A 17,119-nucleotide genomic window follows, 5' to 3' on the forward strand; every position below is an offset into this window, starting at 1 on the left:
TGAACCAGTAAATGTTGAAGGTTGGATTACAGCTATACACGGTACGTGATGAACTGGAGCTCGATTTCAAAGGTACACTTGCCAAGGTTGCAGAGCTTGGATATCAAGGCGTAGAGTTCCACAACTTTTACGGGCATAGTCCGGAAGAAGTAAGGGCCATTCTGGATGAATTCAGTCTGGAAATCGTTGGTACCCATGTTCAGTACAATAGTCTGCTTGAGGATCTCGATGGCGTGATCGCTTATCACAAAGCCATCGGAAACAGAAACCTGATTGTCCCTTATCTGTCGGAAGAACAACGGCAATGGGATAACGTATTTGCTTCCATGAATGAGATTGGTGAGAAATGTGCAGCCCAGGACATGGTGTTAATGTATCACAATCATGATTTTGAATTTACGGAGCAGGTTGAAGGTCAGCCGGCGTTATACGCGATGTATGATACCGTAACCGCTTCCCATCTGCAAGTAGAGCTGGATTCGTGTTGGGCTCACGCCGCAGGATACCCTCCAACAGAGGTCATCGCGAAGTATGCGGGACGTCTGCCACTGGTCCATTGGAAAGATATGCGCCGTTCAGAAGGTCAAGTCCTGACAGTGGAATTTGGCCAAGGCGAGATAGATCTGGGGGCTGTAGCTACAGCGTCAGATCAAGCGGGAGCCGAGTGGCTTGTTGTGGAACAGGATGTATGCCAGAATCCTCCACTGCAAAGCATCGAGAGCAGTATGAACTGGATTAGAAAATATGCCGCTAATGGAGGACTTGTTCATGTCTAAAGTACTTAATATCGCCATCGTAGGTTGTGGCGGAATCGCCAAAGGTAAACATATGCCCAGCTTGTCCAAACAATCTCAGGGCCGTATGGTCGCTTTCTGTGACATTGTGAAGGAACGTGCGGAGGAGGCCGCAGCAGAATTCGGTGCTGAGGGAGCCAAAGTATATACGGATTATAACGAGATGCTGAAGGATGAGAGCATTGATGTGGTACACGTGTGTACACCAAACGACTCCCATTCCGTCATCACGGTCGCGTCTCTTGAGGCGGGCAAACATGTAATGTGTGAAAAGCCAATGGCGAAGACGTCTGCACAAGCGCAGGCTATGCTTGAAGCCGCACAACGTACAGGCAAAAAGCTGTCCATTGCATATCAAAACCGTTTCCGCAATGACAGCCAATACCTGAAACAAATGTGTGAAGAAGGCGAGCTGGGCGAAATTTATTTCGGTAAGGCGATTGCACTTCGCCGCCGTGCTGTACCTACCTGGGGTGTGTTTCTTGACGAGGAAAAGCAGGGCGGAGGACCGTTGATTGATATCGGTACTCATGCGCTGGACCTGACGCTTTGGTTGATGGATAATTACAAGCCGAAGAGTGTTATGGGCTCCACATTCCATAAGCTGGGTCAGCGTGAAAATGCGGCGAACGCTTTCGGACCGTGGGACCCGGAACAATTCAAGGTGGAGGATTCTGCATTCGGATTTGTGACGATGGAGAATGGTGCCACGATCATTATCGAATCCAGCTGGGCATTGAATGTAGCTGAGTTCGGTGAAGCCAAATCACTGCTCTGCGGTACAGAAGGTGGCGCGGATATGAAGGATGGTCTGCGGATCAATGGCGAGAAGCGCAGTCGTCTGTATGAAACCAAGGTGGATCTGGACGCAGGTGGAGTTGCTTTTTATTCCGGCAGCGCAGAAAATGAAGCGGATCGTGAAGCGAGAATGTGGCTTGACGCGATTATTGAAGACAAGGATCCAGTTGTAAAACCTGAGCAAGCCATCGTGGTTACTCAAATCCTTGAAGCAATCTACGAGTCTGCTCAGACAGGCAAAGCGGTTTATTTCGACTAAACCGGCAGGGTATCATTTCCAATGAAAATAACCAGTATTCTTACGATTAATTTCAGGATAGAATAGCTCTTGATTTTCCACAATAATGATACAATTATGTGATCTGAACGGTATATTTATGCAGTTCATTGTTCATAAAACCAGCAATTAATATGATATCTAATCTAGGGAGGAATCGCACTTGAAACTCGGCGTATTTTTGGTACTATTCGGAGGACGTAAATTGGAGGATGCACTCGACTATGTAGCATCCAAAGGCTTGAAAGCAGTAGAAATCGGAACAGGTGGACATCCAGGGAATGCTCATTGCAAACCGGATGAGCTGCTGAGCAACCCGACAGCATTGAAAAACTTCAAAAATGCAGTAGAATCCCGCGGTCTGACCATCAGCGCATTGAGCTGTCACGGTAACCCGCTTCATCCACAAAAGGATATTGCGAAGGGATTTCACGATGATTTCGTTAAGACGGTAGAACTGGCTGAGAAACTGGAAGTTCCTGTTGTAAATACTTTCTCCGGTTGTCCGGGAGACCATGAGGATGCCAAATATCCGAACTGGCCTGTTGCGCCATGGCCGAATGACTTCCAAGAAGTTCTCAAATGGCAATGGGACAACAAAGTTATCCCTTACTGGACAGAGTGGGGCAAATTCGCTGCGGATCACAATGTGAAAGTGGGACTGGAGCTGCACGGTGGATTCTCGGTGCATACACCAGCTACCTTGCTGAGACTGCGTGAAGCAGCAGGTGAAGTGATTGGCGCCAACCTGGACCCAAGCCACATGTGGTGGCAAGGGATTGATCCGGTACAAGCGATCCACATTCTGGGACGTGAAGGCGCGATTCATCACTTCCACGCGAAAGATACAACTATTGATCCAATTAACGTGAACAAATATGGTGTAACGGATATGCAGGATTACACAAACATGCTTGATCGTGCTTGGCAGTTCCGCTCGGTCGGTTACGGTCACGATAACAAGACTTGGGCTGATATTATTAGCGCTCTGCGTCTGGTCGGATATGATTATGTTGTAAGTATTGAACACGAAGATGGTCTGATGTCGGTAGAAGAAGGATTCTCTAAAGCTGTGCAAAATCTCCAACAAGTATTGATTGAAGAACCGCTGGGAGATATGTGGTGGGTTTAGAGTTACACTAGGGGGAAATTGAATATGATTAACGTCACCATTTGGAATGAATTTGTCCATGAGAAAATTCACGATGAAGTAAGGGAAGTCTATCCAGACGGTTTGCACATGGCGTTGGCAAACGGACTGGGAGGCGAAGGCTTTGCTATTCGTACAGCAACACTGGATCAGCCCGAGCATGGATTAAGTGATGAGGTGCTGAATTCTACAGATGTGCTTATATGGTGGGGACATATGGCGCATGATCGTGTGAGCGACGAGATCTCACAGAAGGTTGCACAGCGGGTCCTGGATGGTATGGGGTTGATAGTGCTGCACTCCGGTCACTTCTCCAAGCCATTCAAGGCGCTGATGGGCACAAGTTGTGATCTGAAATGGCGTGAAGCCAATGAGCAGGAGATTATCTGGTGTGTGAATCCGTCCCATCCGATTGCCGAGGGCATCAATGGCAAGATTATTCTGGAAAAAGAAGAGATGTACGGGGAATTCTTCGATATTCCAGTGCCGGATGAGCTGGTGTTTGTAAGCAACTTCCAAGGCGGAGAGGTATTCCGGAGTGGATGTACATTCCTCCGCGGTTCAGGCAAAATCTTTTATTTCCGTCCAGGTCATGAAACATACCCGACCTTCTACAATCCGGAAATTTTAAAAGTGATCAGCAATGGAGTGAAGTGGGCATATCCTGCGCGCAACGTTAAGCCGGAATTTGGCTTTAGCGAACCTGTAAGATCACTTGGTAACGTGCTGGTTTAAGCCACAAATTGGCTGTGTGAACGCATATAATAAAACCTATTCCAGAGAACCCTTCTCCAAGTCAAATATGACTGTGGCAGCTGGGTTCTTTTTGGGTAAGATAGCTACATGGGAGTTAGACGATATTTTCCCATGGTTCCTCTGTCCCATGTGATGTATACTGAGTTGTATCATCGAAGTTGAGTTATGCTTCTAAAATTTTAACTTTTTAGCGGCAGACGTTTTCTTTGAGACTTAAATATGTTATTATGAAATATACTAACTAAACGTAAGTTGAGTGATCTCTAAAGAGGTGATTAATGTGGAAGGCCAAGATCTGCGGATGTGTCCGCGCTTTGAGACGGCGTTTTCTTTTTTGGGTAAGCGCTGGAACGGTCTGATTATTCAAACGTTGATGAGTGGTTCGAAGCGATTCAAGGATATCTCCAACCTGATTCCATCGATGAGTGATAAGATGCTGTCAGAACGGATGAAGGATCTGGAGAGCGAAGGAATTCTGATCCGCCATGTCTATCCGGAGACGCCAGTTCGTATTGAATATGAACTGACAGAGAAAGGCAAGGCGCTGCAGCCCGTTATGAATCAAATTCAAGACTGGGCAGAGCAGTGGGTTGATTAATAACAGCTTCCCCGGCTCAAACTAAAGGAAGTGATGGGATAAAGGCTCTTGATTTCCAGTGGAAATCAGGAGTTTTTGTCTTAAGGGTTCTGCACATGTTGTCGCGAGTTGTAGTATAATTGTAAAATAAAATGGCCGCAGGCGGCCGGAGCGAGGAGGCCACTTGTCATGAGAGAAGAAAGCTTATCCCGTGAAGTACGCTACGGCAAACAAGATATTGCAGAACTTGAGAGCGCATCCATCCAGGTACATCTGATCTACAAAAAAGCTGCGGAGCTATTTAAGCGAATTTCATATTCCCCGTCGGTTAAGGATGATGTTGCAGGAGAGAAGACTCATTCCAACAATAGCAATGGTCAGGTAATGGCTCCGGCGGTACTGCAAAAATGGATTCAGACAGCAAGAGGTTGGAAATGTATCGGATGTGAACTGAGACAACCCGATTCCATCGGAATTCAGGCCGAATCCAACTTTCATGAAGAACCTGTATATCTGAATGTGGGCGAAGGTCGTTTTGTTCAAGCGGAGATGCTGATTCAGGCGATTGTATGGTCACAATATGAGAAGATCCGTATGTTTGCGCCCTGGCTAGGTGATGACACCTTTTACACTGTACAGGAGCTGGATGTGATTGCCCGTTATATTGTACCTACCTATTTCTCTGAACGGCCGCTGCATGAGCAGGGCAAGGCATCCAAGGTACACCATTCAGCTGGTCAGATTCCGCTCTACCAGGAATATGTGGATGCACCTTCATTCTGTGTACAGGTGGATGGTGGATTACTTGAAGGGCGTTTGCTGACAGGCGTTTATGTGTCGGAGGAACAGTTCTTTGGGCTCAATCCGTATCTGAAGGATGGAGACGGAGGCCGTACCTATATGCAGGCTTGTGTCCAGTAATAACGTAACCAGTTGACTGTAGTGATGATTCGAGCCAAAGAGCCTGCTTGCAGGCTCTTTGTGTTGTACCAACCACTTATGGACGCTGCTGGATGAAAAGTAACGGCATTGACACTTTTTTTGCATGAATTTTGTGCCATAATAGAGGTTATGGACAACAGGGTGAATGATTTTACGCAGGGTGGTGTTACCTACATGAAGAAGAGAATCCCCGGTTACATAGGTATATGTCTGTTTATTCTGGTTATATTGGCCGGGTGCAGCGAGACACAGCCTTCCGAACAGCCTATCGTCAAAGAGACCGAATCACAGAATACAATTACAGTGGCAGTGGATGGCAGTACTTTTTTACCTGACGCAACAAAGTCCATTAAGCGAGATTTCAGTGAAGGTCTGACGCTCAAGAAAGCACTAATGAACAGTGGACTTGTCGATTTTACGGCAGATGGTAAGCGGATCCAATCCGTTGGGGAAGTTTCGCTGGATTCCTCACTCAGCTGGGCTGTCAAACTGAATGGCAAGGATATTGACCCCGAAAATTGGGACATGGAGCTTCATGCCAAAGATGAAGTGATCATATATGTTAAAGCCGCTGACAATGGGGGAGACGATGTTGCTTACCAAACAACATTGCTCAAGGTGAGCGGCGGAAATATTATGCCGAATCTCAATCGTCAATATGCCGGGGTGTATGTTCAGGAGTGTACGGTGCGTGATGTATTAAAGTCCAGTGGAATTGTAAGGATGTCGGAGAACAACAAATTTGTTGTTTCAGTTGAAAATGTAATTCCCCGGATGAACCAACGCTGGATGATCATGGTGAATGACAAGGAACTGATGGAAAACGGTTTGGACATGAAGTTGAATCCACGTGATGCAGTAAAGCTCGAATTGACTACTGTATCCTGAGCATAACAGAAGCCCAATCTTCGACTCAGAAGATGGGCTTTTTTTATTTGCATATAAGATGGTTACAGGACGGGGAAAGCGTCAGATCCGGCAAATCTCGTTAGGACACAATTCGCAGTGGCAGATACCTTGCAGCATGTTCAGATCCTTGATGACGATCATGCCGTTGTCATATTCAATGGCGTCTTTTTTGCGCAGGTCGCTTAACATGCGATTGACACTTTCACGGGTCGCTCCAATCATATTGGACAAATCCGTGTGGGTTATTTTTTTATGAATGATGACATGATCCCCATGAGGCTCGCCATAGGAATTGGACAACCGAATCAGCGTAGAGCAGAGCGCGCCCGGTTTGCCATATAACATCAGATCGCGGAATTTCGTCTGGGTCAACCGGTGATGGATACCCATCCATTTCATAAAATCGATGGCGAAGTCACAATGTTGGCAGATCAGCATCTCCAGGTCTTTGTGCTCCAGTACTCCGATCTCACTATCCTCCAGCACTTCCGCCGAGAAGCTGTGTTTGGACCCAAAGAACGGGTCAGCCTGACCAATCATATCCCCGGACTGATACATGTACATAATCAATTCCTTGCCTTCATCCGTGGATTTGGTAATCTGTGCCCGGCCCCGTTTCATATAATAAAGTTTGTCAGAGACATCTCCTTCCCAATACAGATGGGTTCCTTCCGGATAGGTTCTGTCCTTCATCGTTACGAGCAGATGGTTGAAATTCGCTTCCGAGAAACAGTTGGTATTGCCGCGTTTTTCCAGTACACTCAGTTGTTCTCTCATAAGTCTATCTCCCCTTTTGTGTCCATCGGACGGCCTTCTGCAGCTTGGACTGGCCCCCGTGGTTCGCCGCAAACCGTTGCCGTCCTGATCAGGGTCATCTCTCGGCCGGGAAGGACGGTACAAATTGCGGTGGTTCAATTTTTAAGTTCAGTATATACCTTATCTTGCCGTTTGAGGGGCATGGAAAGGGTGCAAAAATGGCGAAATTTCAAACATTGTGATTAAATTCACTTTCTAAAGGAGAGGATGAATCTAACAGCCCTATAGTTTAAATAGGAAGTGTAAATGGCAAGATGAGGGACACTAAAAAACTTAAATTAAATTTGTTATACTTTGTGAAAAAAATCACATAATTTACCCTTTCCCCATGATACGATGTGAATGTAAAGAAGAGAGACAAACCAATACGAACCTTTAGGAGGATGAGGGAGATGGCTGTAAAGAACGAAGTCGCCCCAGTAAAAGAACCGACAGCAGGTCAGTATATTCAAACGTTAATTGACAAAGCGAATAAAGCACACGCAGCATTCATGTCCATGGATCAGAAACAGATTGACCGCATCGTGCAAGCAATGGCGCTGGCAGGTCTGGACAAACATATGATGCTCGCCAAAATGGCTGTGGAAGAAACAGGCCGGGGTGTGTATGAGGATAAAATCACCAAAAATATATTTGCAACAGAATATGTGTATCATAGCATCAAATATGACAAAACAGTAGGGGTTATTGAAGATAACGAATACGAAAGCTTCCAGAAAATTGCGGAGCCTGTCGGCATCATCATGGGGATTACTCCAGTAACGAATCCGACATCCACCACGATGTTCAAAGCACTGATATCCATCAAAACGCGTAACCCGATCATCTTCGGCTTCCACCCATCTGCACAGAACTGTAGCCGGGAAGCCGCCAAAATTCTGCTTGAAGCTGCGGTGAAGCATGGCGCTCCAGCGGACTGTATCCAATGGATTGATGATCCTTCCATGGATCGTACAAACGCCCTGATGAATCATAACGATGTAGCGCTCATTCTGGCGACAGGCGGATCAGGCATGGTACGGGCCGCTTACAGCTGTGGTAAACCGGCACTGGGCGTAGGGCCAGGGAACGTACCTTGCTTTATCGAGAAAAGTGCAGATATCAACCAAGCGGTAACGGATTTGATTTTGTCCAAATCGTTTGATAACGGTATGATCTGTGCTTCCGAGCAAGCGGTCATCATTGAAGAACCGATCTTCGATCAAGTGAAAAAGAAAATGATTGCCAATGGCTGTTACTTCGTTAACAAGGATGAGGCTGCCAAACTGACCGCAGGTGCGATTAACGCTGAGAAATGTGCGGTGAACCCGGCGATTGTAGGTCAATCTGCAGTCAGCATTGCGAAAATGTGCGGCATCGAGGTTCCTGCTGGCACCAAAATTCTCGTTGCCGAGATTGAAGGGGTAGGCACGAAATTTCCATTGTCGGCTGAGAAACTAAGCCCGGTACTGGCTTGTTACAAAGTGAAAACGGCAGCTGAAGGGATTGAGCGTGCAGCAGAAGTGGTTGCTTTTGGCGGCATGGGTCACTCCTCCGTTATTCATTCGACGAACGAAGAAGTGATTGGCAAATTCGCAGATCGTCTGCAAACCGGACGGATTATCGTGAATTCACCATCCACACACGGCGCCATCGGTGACATATACAACACCAACATGCCGTCACTGACACTGGGCTGCGGATCGTACGGACGTAACTCGACTTCTTCCAACGTAACCGCTGTGAACTTAATTAACGTGAAAAGGGTGGCTCGCCGTACCGTGAATATGCAGTGGTTCAAAGTGCCGAACAAAGTCTACTTCGAAAAAGGTGCAACACAGTATCTTGCCAAAATGCCGGACATCACACGTGTAGCCATTATTACGGATGCGATGATGGTCAAACTCGGTTATGTGGAAAAAGTAGAGCACTATCTGCGTCAACGTCAAATGCCGGTAGCCATTGAAGTGTTCTCAGATGTAGAACCCGATCCATCTACAACAACGGTAGACCGCGGAACGGAAATGATGCGTCGCTTCCAGCCAGACTGCATTATCGCACTTGGCGGGGGATCACCGATGGATGCTGCCAAAGCGATGTGGTTGTTCTATGAATATCCGGACACGGACTTCAACGACTTGAAACAAAAATTCATGGATATCCGCAAACGGATCTACAAATATCCACGTCTCGGCGTGAAAGCGAAATTCGTCGCCATCCCTACAACTTCGGGCACAGGTTCGGAAGTAACATCGTTCGCGGTTATCACAGACAAAAATCAAGGAAATACCAAATATCCGCTGGCCGACTACGAATTGACACCAGACGTCGCCATCGTAGACCCGGAATTCGTATATTCTCTGCCTAAAACCGCTGTTGCGGACACAGGTATGGACGTATTGACTCACGCGATCGAAGCGTATGTTTCTGTCATGGCGAATGATTACACGGATGGTCTCGCGATCAAAGCGATTCAACTGGTATTCCAATACCTCGAGCAATCGGCGCTGCAAGGTGACAAATTGGCTCGTGAGAAAATGCATAATGCTTCGACGATTGCCGGTATGGCTTTTGCCAACGCATTCCTGGGTATTAACCACAGCTTGGCACACAAATGGGGCGGTCAGTACCATACCGCACATGGACGTACCAATGCGATCCTGATGCCGCACGTCATTCGCTACAATGCGAAAAAACCGACCAAGTTTGCATCGTTCCCTAAATATTCGCACTTTGTTGCAGATGAGCGTTATGCCGAAATTGCCCGCATTCTGGGATTGCCTGCACGTACGACAGAAGAAGGCGTTACCAGCCTCATCAATGCGATTCGCAAACTGAACAAAACATTGGGTATTGAAGAGTCGTTCCAGGAAATCGGATTTGATGCCAAAGACTTTGAAGCACATGTGGATTATTTGGCAGACCGTGCATTCGAGGACCAATGTACAACCGCCAATCCAAAAATGCCGCTCGTAACTGAACTGGCAGATGTATACCGCAATGCTTTCTACGGCAAGTTTGAATAACAATTAAAGCAACAGCAGGGTTTAGGCAGATATACTCAGGGTTCCCCGTAAGGGGAGCCCCGATTGCCGTCTTTCCCGTAAAAGGTAAACGGAATCCTTGGGGTAGCCATTGAATTTAACGCTTTACACGACAACGGAGGGGTAGAAATAACCTGAAAAAGCGAAGCGTTCGCCTTTATCCCCGGATTTTACCTTTTTCAAAGAGAATCAAAAAAATCTGGGGATAACAGCGATCGGAAGAGTGTTCTGCCACGCAGTGATCCTGTGTAAATTGTTACCTTCACCTTGATACAGCATAGGTGAAGTGAGGATGGTCACGGACTTTGTGATATAAATCACAGATGCTGAAAGAACGAAGAAGTATACTGAAAATGTAAGAAAAACATTCATCCGCGGTTCCGGTTCCCAAGTAGAGAGAACATGTTCCGGCTCACATGTGAAATTAATCACATTAATCGCGGCTCTGGGCACAGATGAGACGAGTGAAGCATCCTGTCATGTGTCCGGAAATCCAAATTTGTGGAGGGATTACTATGTCGGTGATCGAAAAAGATGTCAAACAACAAACAGGCTGGAGAAACTTTACCAAAGGAACATGGACGAAATCCGTAGATGTGAATGATTTTCTGGTACGCAACTTATCACCTTACTATGGCGACGAAGCATTTCTTGCAGGTGCAACCCAGAATACGAAAGATTTATGGGATATCGTATCCGATCTAACCAAAAAAGAACGCGATAACGGCGGGGTACTCGATGTTGATGTAAACACGCCAGCAACCATTGTTTCTCACCAACCAGGGTATCTGGATCAATCCAAAGAGCAGATTGTTGGTGTTCAAACGGATGCTCCATTCAAACGTTCCATTCAGCCATTCGGCGGAATCCGCATGATGATTGATGCTTGTGAAGCATATGGCTTCGAAATGCCTCAAGGCGTCATTGATATATTTACGAACATCCGCAAAACACATAACCAAGGCGTATTCGATGCTTACACATCCGACATGCGTGCAGCACGTAAAGCAGGCATTATTACCGGTCTGCCAGATGCTTACGGCCGTGGCCGCATCATCGGTGACTATCGTCGGGTAGCTCTCTATGGCGTAGACTTCCTGATTCGGAATAAAAAAGGCGAACTGAATGCACTTGAAGTCGACGTGATTGATGAAGATGTCATTCGCCTGCGTGAAGAACTGTCCGAACAGATTCGTGCATTGCAAGAGTTAAAACAACTGGGCGAAATGCACGGTTTCGATATCTCCTTGCCAGCCACAACCGCAAAAGAAGCGTTCCAATGGCTCTACTTCGGTTACCTGGCTGCGATCAAAGAGCAAAACGGTGCGGCGATGTCCCTTGGACGTGTTTCTTCGTTCCTTGATATCTACATTGAACGTGATTTGCAAGAAGGCTTGTTAACTGAGGAACAGGCTCAAGAGTTGGTTGACCATTTTGTTATGAAACTGCGGATCGTCAAATTCCTGCGTACGCCGGACTATAATGAATTGTTCAGTGGAGACCCAACATGGGTAACTGAATCTATCGGAGGCATGTCCGTAAATGGAGAAACCCGTGTTACGAAAAACAGCTTCCGTTTCCTGCACACCCTGAACAACCTTGGTCCTGCACCTGAGCCGAACCTGACGGTACTCTGGTCCACCAAGCTTCCGGAATCGTTCAAACAATACTGTACGAAAGTATCTATCGAAACGAGTTCCATCCAGTACGAAAATGATGATCTGATGCGTCCGATCTACGGAGACGATTATGGTATTGCTTGCTGCGTATCTGCAATGAAGATCGGGAAACAAATGCAGTTCTTCGGCGCTCGTGCAAACCTCGCAAAAGCCTTGCTGTATGCTATCAACGGCGGTCGTGACGAGAAATCGGGAGCACAAGTTGGACCTGAATATCCGGCAATCACAAGTGAAGTACTGGATTACAATGAAGTTATGAAACGTTTCAAACCGATGATGGAGTGGCTTGCCAAACTGTATATGAACTCACTCAACGTCATTCACTACATGCATGACAAATACAGCTATGAGCGTATCGAAATGGCCCTGCATGACCGCGACATCGTTCGTACGATGGCTTGTGGTATTGCCGGTCTCTCGGTTGCAGCAGACTCCCTGAGTGCGATCAAATATGCCAAAGTTAAACCGATTCGCAACGAACAAGGCATCGCAATTGATTTTGAAATTGAAGGCGAGTTCCCTTGTTACGGTAACAATGAAGACAGTGTGGACAACATTGCAGTAGAACTGGTAGAAAGTTTCATGGGCATGATTCGCAAACACAAAGCATACCGTAATGCGGTTCCAACTCAATCCGTACTGACGATCACATCCAACGTGGTGTATGGCAAGAAAACAGGTACAACACCGGATGGTCGTAAAGCGGGCGAACCGTTTGCACCAGGGGCAAACCCAATGCATGGTCGTGATAAAAAAGGTGCATTGGCATCTCTAGGCTCTGTAGCCAAACTGCCGTATGAACACAGCCTTGATGGAATTTCTAACACATTCTCCATCGTGCCTAAGGCACTGGGAAAAGAGTCAGACACACGCAAATCCAATCTGGTTGCCATGATGGACGGTTATTTTGGTCAAGGGGCACACCATCTGAACGTGAACGTATTTGATCGTCAGCAGTTGATTGACGCGATGGATCACCCAGAAAACTATCCACAGCTGACTGTACGGGTATCCGGTTATGCGGTTAACTTCATCAAACTGACGCGTGAGCAACAACTCGATGTTATTAACCGGACCTTCCACGGTTCGATGTAATTTGGACCTAACTCAACGGTTCAAAGCAGTAGAATCTCCATAATAACGCACAGCGGATGCGGATACAGAAAGGAAGAGGCAGCATGGTTAACGGACATATTCATTCACTCGAAACTTTCGGGACGGTTGACGGCCCAGGCATCCGCTTCGTGCTTTTTATGCAGGGATGTCTGCTCAAATGCCAGTATTGTCACAATCCGGATACATGGGCATTGGATGGTGGCAGGGAAATGAGCGTGGAGGAGGTACTGGCTGAAATCGAGCCATACTTGTCCTACTATCGCAGTTCTGGCGGAGGACTTACGGTATCCGGCGGGGAGCCGACATTGCAGGCTCATTTTGTAGCCGAAGTTTTCAAAGAAGCGAAACGCCGCTGGGGATTGCACACTACACTGGATAGTAACGGTTTTAATGAACCGGATCGGATTCATGATTTGTTAGATAACACGGATTTGGTTCTGCTGGATCTGAAGCACATCAATGATGAGAAACATATCAAGCTGACAGGCAAATCCAACGAGAGAACGTTGCGAACCGCACAGTGGTTATCAGACAATGGACGAAAAATGTGGATTCGCCACGTGTATGTGCCGGGGATTCACAACGAGGAAGAAGATTTGCTCAATCTGGGGCGGTTTATTGGAACGCTAAATGGAGTCGAAAAGTTCGAAATCCTGCCTTATCATCAGATGGGTATTTACAAATGGCAGGCGCTTGGGAAAGCATATCCGCTCGATGGTGTTCCTTCTCCAAGTGATGAGGAAGTAGAGCGGGCGTATCGTTTGATTGAACAAGGTCGTACGGAAACAGCTGGCATGGTTTACTCCAATAAGTAAACGTAACATACAGTTTTACCAACCAAGCAGTCTTTGCGAACATGTTTCGCAGGGGCTGTTTTTTTGCTGTTATCAATTGTAAATGCAAGATTATTTGTCCAGTGAAGGATTTTATCCCTCAATTGATGAATTGTCATCCTTACGATGTAAGCTACAACTTTTTATAATCAGAGTGTAAAGCCAAATGCTCAATATCTTGAGGAGGGTCATACGAATGAAAAAAGGAATGACATTACTGCTTTCATTATTGCTTATCACTTCATGGACGCTGGCGGGATGTTCAAGCTCAAGCAGCGAACCACAGCAGGGAGCAGGCAATACGCCTGCAGAGACAAGCAAGGAACCGGTTGAGATGCTTCTCCGTCACACTCAGGTGGGTGCCGACAAACAAAAAAGGCTGGCCATTCTGCAGGACGTCGTGGCCAAAGTGGAGAGCGAAGTACCTAACCTTACCTTTACACTGGACGGAGTTGAATCCGATGTAAACCGCAAGGAGAAACTTCGTGGGGAGATGGCAGCGGGCAATCCGCCGGATATCTTCGAATTGTTTGGTAGTCCGGACTCCAAAGTATATGCCAAAGAAGGCATGTTGTTGGATCTCACGCCGATTCTGCAAGAACTGGGCATTCAGGACCAATTTTCATCACTTGAACCATTCACCTATGAAGGCAAAGTGTACGGACTGCCTATTGGGGGATCGGGTGAAGGATTCTTCTACAACAAAGAGTATTTTACGCAAAAAGGTTGGAAAGCGCCTTCAACAATGGCTGAGATGGATAATATGCTCGCTGAAATCAAGGCTGATGGCAAGGTACCACTTGCTTCTGCTTCCAAAGCAGGCTGGGTTCCACTCATGTTAACGAACCATCTGTGGTCCCGTTACGCCGGACCTGATATTACAGCGAAGTTTGCTACAGGTGAAGCGAAATGGACCGATCCAGGCGTTGTAGCTGGATTTGCGAAACATAAGGAATGGGTGGATAAAGGTTACTTCAAAAAAGGCGAGCTTGGCTATGAATATGCTGAATATACAACTCAATTTACGAGCGGTGAAGCGATTCTGATGTATGACGGAACGTGGAAATCATCTGTATTTAAGGAAGGGCAGAGCGGAGAGTCGCTCATTGGCAAAGTTGGTTTCTTCAATATGCCTCCGGTAGAGAACGGTGTAGGAGATCAGACAGCCCTGATGCGTGACGTCAATAATGGATACGGTTTCTCCGCAGCGGCTGCGGATGACCCGCAGAAGCTGGCGGCTGTTAAAGCCTTTATCAAAAACTTCTACAACGAAGATATGCAAGTACGTGGGCTCGTAGAAGATGGTGTGTTACCGGCGATGAAACTGGATGAAAAAGTGCTGACAGACAGCATCACCGACGATTTGATGAAAGAAATCGTAGCTGTTCTGAATGCATCCCAGACTTCGTTCCCGGCATTTGATGCACTCGTTCAAGCTGATGTTACGACAGAGATCGGCAACCTGCAAATTCAGAAGCTGGTTGGTGGACAGACGACGCCAGAGAAAATGGCTGAAGAATTGCAAAAGGTTCAGGAAGAGGCTAATGCTTCCGTAGAATAAATGATCTTTCAAGCAAAGAAGCGTACCTATTAACACCATGCTGGTTTACCCCGGTTGGAACACGGCCGGGGTATAACCCTTGGTCCGTTCTAAAGAATTACTGCTGAGGAATCTGCTCTATATATGAGCATAAGAAGTTGAAGTCACTGAAGGAGGTAGATCATGAATACTTCACTCCGCAGCCCGTTGATCTATACGTTGTTTGTGTTGCCGGCACTGATCTTGTTTATCATGTTTTTCCTGTATCCTATCGGCAGTTCACTCTATTACAGTTTGACCAGTTGGAACGGGGTATCCGCAGAGCCGCGTTTTGTGGGACTGTCCAATTATGCAAAAGCACTGACAGACGAACGTTTTTGGATTTCTACTCGTAATAACGGTTTCTTTATCGCATTTTCCGTTTTGATTCAGGTGCCTATCATTGTGCTGTTTTCCCTGCTCATTGCGAACGTAAAGAAATTGAAAGGATTGTACAAAACAGCCGTTTTTTTGCCGTCCATTATGTCAACGGCAGTCATCGGTATTCTGTGGGGCTTCATCTACGAGCCTAACATCGGCCTGTTGAATCAGTTACTTGGAACCGTAGGCATTTCGCCGGTCTATTGGCTGTCTGATAACCGGTTCGCAATGATATCTATTCTCGTAACCAATGCTTGGCAATGGACGGGATTCTATATTGTCATGGTTTTGGCGGCCATTCTGGCTATTCCAAAAGATCTGGATGAAGCGGCAGCCATTGATGGTGCCACAGCTGTACAAAGAGCGTTTAAAATTACATTACCACTAATCAGACCTATCATTTCCGTCGTCATTATGTTGTCCATTGCCGGAGCGATGAAGGCAGCTGACATTGTTCTGGTTATGACCAAAGGTGGACCCGCAGGCTCTACCGAAGTGCTTGCTACGTATATGATCAAATATGCGATTACCAACTTTAAATACGGCTATGGCAATACGATTGCGGTTCTGATCTTTGCTCTGACGCTTGTGCTCACCGCGGTATATCAGTTGCTGGTGGCGAGACACAACGAAAGGGTGGAATATTGATGGCAAAGAGCATAAAAGGCAGTATACCTCATGTGTTGTTGATGTTGTATCTACTTGCAATTCTGTTTCCCTTTTTATTCGTAATCTTTTCTTCATTTAAGCAGGATAACAACGAGATTGCACTGAATCCGTTTGGTCTGCCTTCCACCTGGGAGTTTAATAACTACGTGGAAGCCTGGGTAAATGCCAAGATTGGAACGTATTTCTGGAACAGTATGTACATTTCGGTCTTGTCCTCAATCGGAACCATTGTGCTTGGTGCCATGTTTGCTTTTGCTATAACACGTATGAGACACCGTAAATGGAGCATGTTTTTCTACAGTCTCATTCTGGCGGGCATGCTGATTCCAAACAATGCGCTCATGCTGCCAATATACTTACTTGTACGCAAGCTCGGCATATTGGATACCCATCTGGCGTTGATTATTCCATATGTTGCGAATGCAATTCCGTTCACGATTATTATTTTGGCTGCCTTTATGCGGTCGCTCCCTGGAGAAATTGAGGAAGCGGCGGTTATGGATGGGTTGAGAGCTCCGGGTATCTTTGCTAGAATAGTGATACCCCTTACAGTTCCAGCCATTGTTACGGTGTTTATCGTGAATTTCCTCGGCAACTGGAACGAATTTTTACTCGCCAACTATTTCTTATCCACTGATAAACTGCGTACACTGCCTGTCGGCATGGTCCAGTTTCGTGATCAGTATCAGATGAATTATGCCCAGATGTCAGCAGGCATTGTATACAGTGTTGTACCGGTTGTTGTGATCTACGCCATATTGCAGGAGAAAATCATTGAAGGCGTAACGGCAGGTAGTGTTAAAGGTTAATTAACGATGCG

General features: G+C 46.5%; 14 protein-coding genes. 13 read left to right on the forward strand and 1 reads right to left on the reverse strand.

The genetic code is table 11. From position 1 onward, the window contains the following. The first annotated feature begins 11 nt into the window (after positions 1-11). The 7 genes from AMS66_RS30695 (at position 12) to AMS66_RS30725 (ending at position 6,182) form a co-directional block, all read left to right on the forward strand. Positions 12-776, forward strand: coding sequence for a sugar phosphate isomerase/epimerase family protein (locus AMS66_RS30695; protein ID WP_053784373.1), 765 nt, complete (start codon positions 12-14; stop codon positions 774-776). After that, entirely contained in the window at positions 769-1,851 is a 1,083-nt protein-coding gene (locus tag AMS66_RS30700) for a Gfo/Idh/MocA family protein (protein ID WP_053784374.1), read from the forward strand. Before AMS66_RS30695 ends, AMS66_RS30700 begins: the two co-directional genes overlap by 8 nt. A 181-nt stretch (positions 1,852-2,032) precedes the next feature. Further along, complete coding sequence (locus AMS66_RS30705; protein WP_024631039.1) at positions 2,033-3,001, forward strand: sugar phosphate isomerase/epimerase family protein; 969 nt, start codon at positions 2,033-2,035, stop codon at positions 2,999-3,001. Between the two features lie 24 nt (positions 3,002-3,025). Beyond that, positions 3,026-3,754: a ThuA domain-containing protein gene (locus tag AMS66_RS30710; protein WP_053784375.1), complete on the forward strand. Its 729-nt coding sequence runs from the start codon at positions 3,026-3,028 to the stop codon at positions 3,752-3,754. Positions 3,755-4,076: 322 nt separating this feature from the next. Continuing rightward, positions 4,077-4,373: a winged helix-turn-helix transcriptional regulator gene (locus AMS66_RS30715; RefSeq protein WP_148565210.1), complete on the forward strand. Its 297-nt coding sequence runs from the start codon at positions 4,077-4,079 to the stop codon at positions 4,371-4,373. 168 nt (positions 4,374-4,541) lie between these two features. Next, positions 4,542-5,273 carry a hypothetical protein gene (locus AMS66_RS30720; protein WP_053784377.1) on the forward strand — a complete coding sequence of 244 codons (732 nt, stop codon included), beginning with the start codon at positions 4,542-4,544 and terminating at the stop codon, positions 5,271-5,273. Between the two features lie 195 nt (positions 5,274-5,468). Continuing rightward, entirely contained in the window at positions 5,469-6,182 is a 714-nt protein-coding gene (locus tag AMS66_RS30725; RefSeq protein ID WP_053784378.1) for a hypothetical protein, read from the forward strand. Positions 6,183-6,263: 81 nt separating this feature from the next. Here AMS66_RS30725 and AMS66_RS30730 read toward each other — a convergent pair whose 3' ends face one another. Further along, positions 6,264-6,980 (reverse strand): Crp/Fnr family transcriptional regulator, encoded by a 717-nt coding sequence (locus tag AMS66_RS30730; RefSeq protein WP_053784379.1) that lies wholly within the window; start codon positions 6,978-6,980, stop codon positions 6,264-6,266. Positions 6,981-7,411: 431 nt separating this feature from the next. Here AMS66_RS30730 and adhE point away from each other — a divergent pair, with 431 nt between their 5' ends. The 6 genes from adhE (at position 7,412) to AMS66_RS30760 (ending at position 17,108) form a co-directional block, all read left to right on the forward strand. Continuing rightward, positions 7,412-10,024: a bifunctional acetaldehyde-CoA/alcohol dehydrogenase gene (adhE, locus tag AMS66_RS30735; protein ID WP_053784380.1), complete on the forward strand. Its 2,613-nt coding sequence runs from the start codon at positions 7,412-7,414 to the stop codon at positions 10,022-10,024. A 533-nt stretch (positions 10,025-10,557) separates the two neighbouring features. Continuing rightward, entirely contained in the window at positions 10,558-12,816 is a 2,259-nt protein-coding gene (pflB, locus tag AMS66_RS30740) for a formate C-acetyltransferase (protein ID WP_053784381.1), read from the forward strand. 83 nt (positions 12,817-12,899) lie between these two features. Beyond that, on the forward strand, positions 12,900-13,652 hold the full coding sequence (gene pflA, locus AMS66_RS30745) for a pyruvate formate-lyase-activating protein (RefSeq protein WP_053784382.1): 753 nt from the start codon (positions 12,900-12,902) through the stop codon (positions 13,650-13,652). A 214-nt stretch (positions 13,653-13,866) separates the two neighbouring features. Beyond that, on the forward strand, positions 13,867-15,231 hold the full coding sequence (locus tag AMS66_RS30750) for an extracellular solute-binding protein (protein WP_053784383.1): 1,365 nt from the start codon (positions 13,867-13,869) through the stop codon (positions 15,229-15,231). A 162-nt stretch (positions 15,232-15,393) separates the two neighbouring features. Further along, positions 15,394-16,278: a carbohydrate ABC transporter permease gene (locus AMS66_RS30755; RefSeq protein ID WP_053784384.1), complete on the forward strand. Its 885-nt coding sequence runs from the start codon at positions 15,394-15,396 to the stop codon at positions 16,276-16,278. Then, the gene (locus tag AMS66_RS30760) at positions 16,278-17,108 is read left to right on the forward strand and encodes a carbohydrate ABC transporter permease (RefSeq protein WP_053784385.1); all 831 of its coding nucleotides are present in this window, start codon (positions 16,278-16,280) and stop codon (positions 17,106-17,108) included. The genes AMS66_RS30755 and AMS66_RS30760 overlap by 1 nt, the downstream gene beginning before the upstream one ends. The last annotated feature ends 11 nt before the right edge of the window (positions 17,109-17,119 follow it).

The organism is Paenibacillus xylanivorans (assembly GCF_001280595.1).
GTDB lineage: Bacteria > Bacillota > Bacilli > Paenibacillales > Paenibacillaceae > Paenibacillus > Paenibacillus xylanivorans.

Coding starts and splice junctions, on each gene's coding strand:
- AMS66_RS30695 (WP_053784373.1), top strand. CDS start 12: ATGTTGAAGGTTGGATTACAGCTATACACGGTACGTGATGAACTGGAG.
- AMS66_RS30700 (WP_053784374.1), top strand. CDS start 769: ATGTCTAAAGTACTTAATATCGCCATCGTAGGTTGTGGCGGAATCGCC.
- AMS66_RS30710 (WP_053784375.1), top strand. CDS start 3,026: ATGATTAACGTCACCATTTGGAATGAATTTGTCCATGAGAAAATTCAC.
- AMS66_RS30715 (WP_148565210.1), top strand. CDS start 4,077: ATGTGTCCGCGCTTTGAGACGGCGTTTTCTTTTTTGGGTAAGCGCTGG.
- AMS66_RS30720 (WP_053784377.1), top strand. CDS start 4,542: ATGAGAGAAGAAAGCTTATCCCGTGAAGTACGCTACGGCAAACAAGAT.
- AMS66_RS30725 (WP_053784378.1), top strand. CDS start 5,469: ATGAAGAAGAGAATCCCCGGTTACATAGGTATATGTCTGTTTATTCTG.
- AMS66_RS30730 (WP_053784379.1), bottom strand. CDS start 6,980: ATGAGAGAACAACTGAGTGTACTGGAAAAACGCGGCAATACCAACTGT.
- adhE (WP_053784380.1), top strand. CDS start 7,412: ATGGCTGTAAAGAACGAAGTCGCCCCAGTAAAAGAACCGACAGCAGGT.
- pflB (WP_053784381.1), top strand. CDS start 10,558: ATGTCGGTGATCGAAAAAGATGTCAAACAACAAACAGGCTGGAGAAAC.
- pflA (WP_053784382.1), top strand. CDS start 12,900: ATGGTTAACGGACATATTCATTCACTCGAAACTTTCGGGACGGTTGAC.
- AMS66_RS30750 (WP_053784383.1), top strand. CDS start 13,867: ATGAAAAAAGGAATGACATTACTGCTTTCATTATTGCTTATCACTTCA.
- AMS66_RS30755 (WP_053784384.1), top strand. CDS start 15,394: ATGAATACTTCACTCCGCAGCCCGTTGATCTATACGTTGTTTGTGTTG.
- AMS66_RS30760 (WP_053784385.1), top strand. CDS start 16,278: ATGGCAAAGAGCATAAAAGGCAGTATACCTCATGTGTTGTTGATGTTG.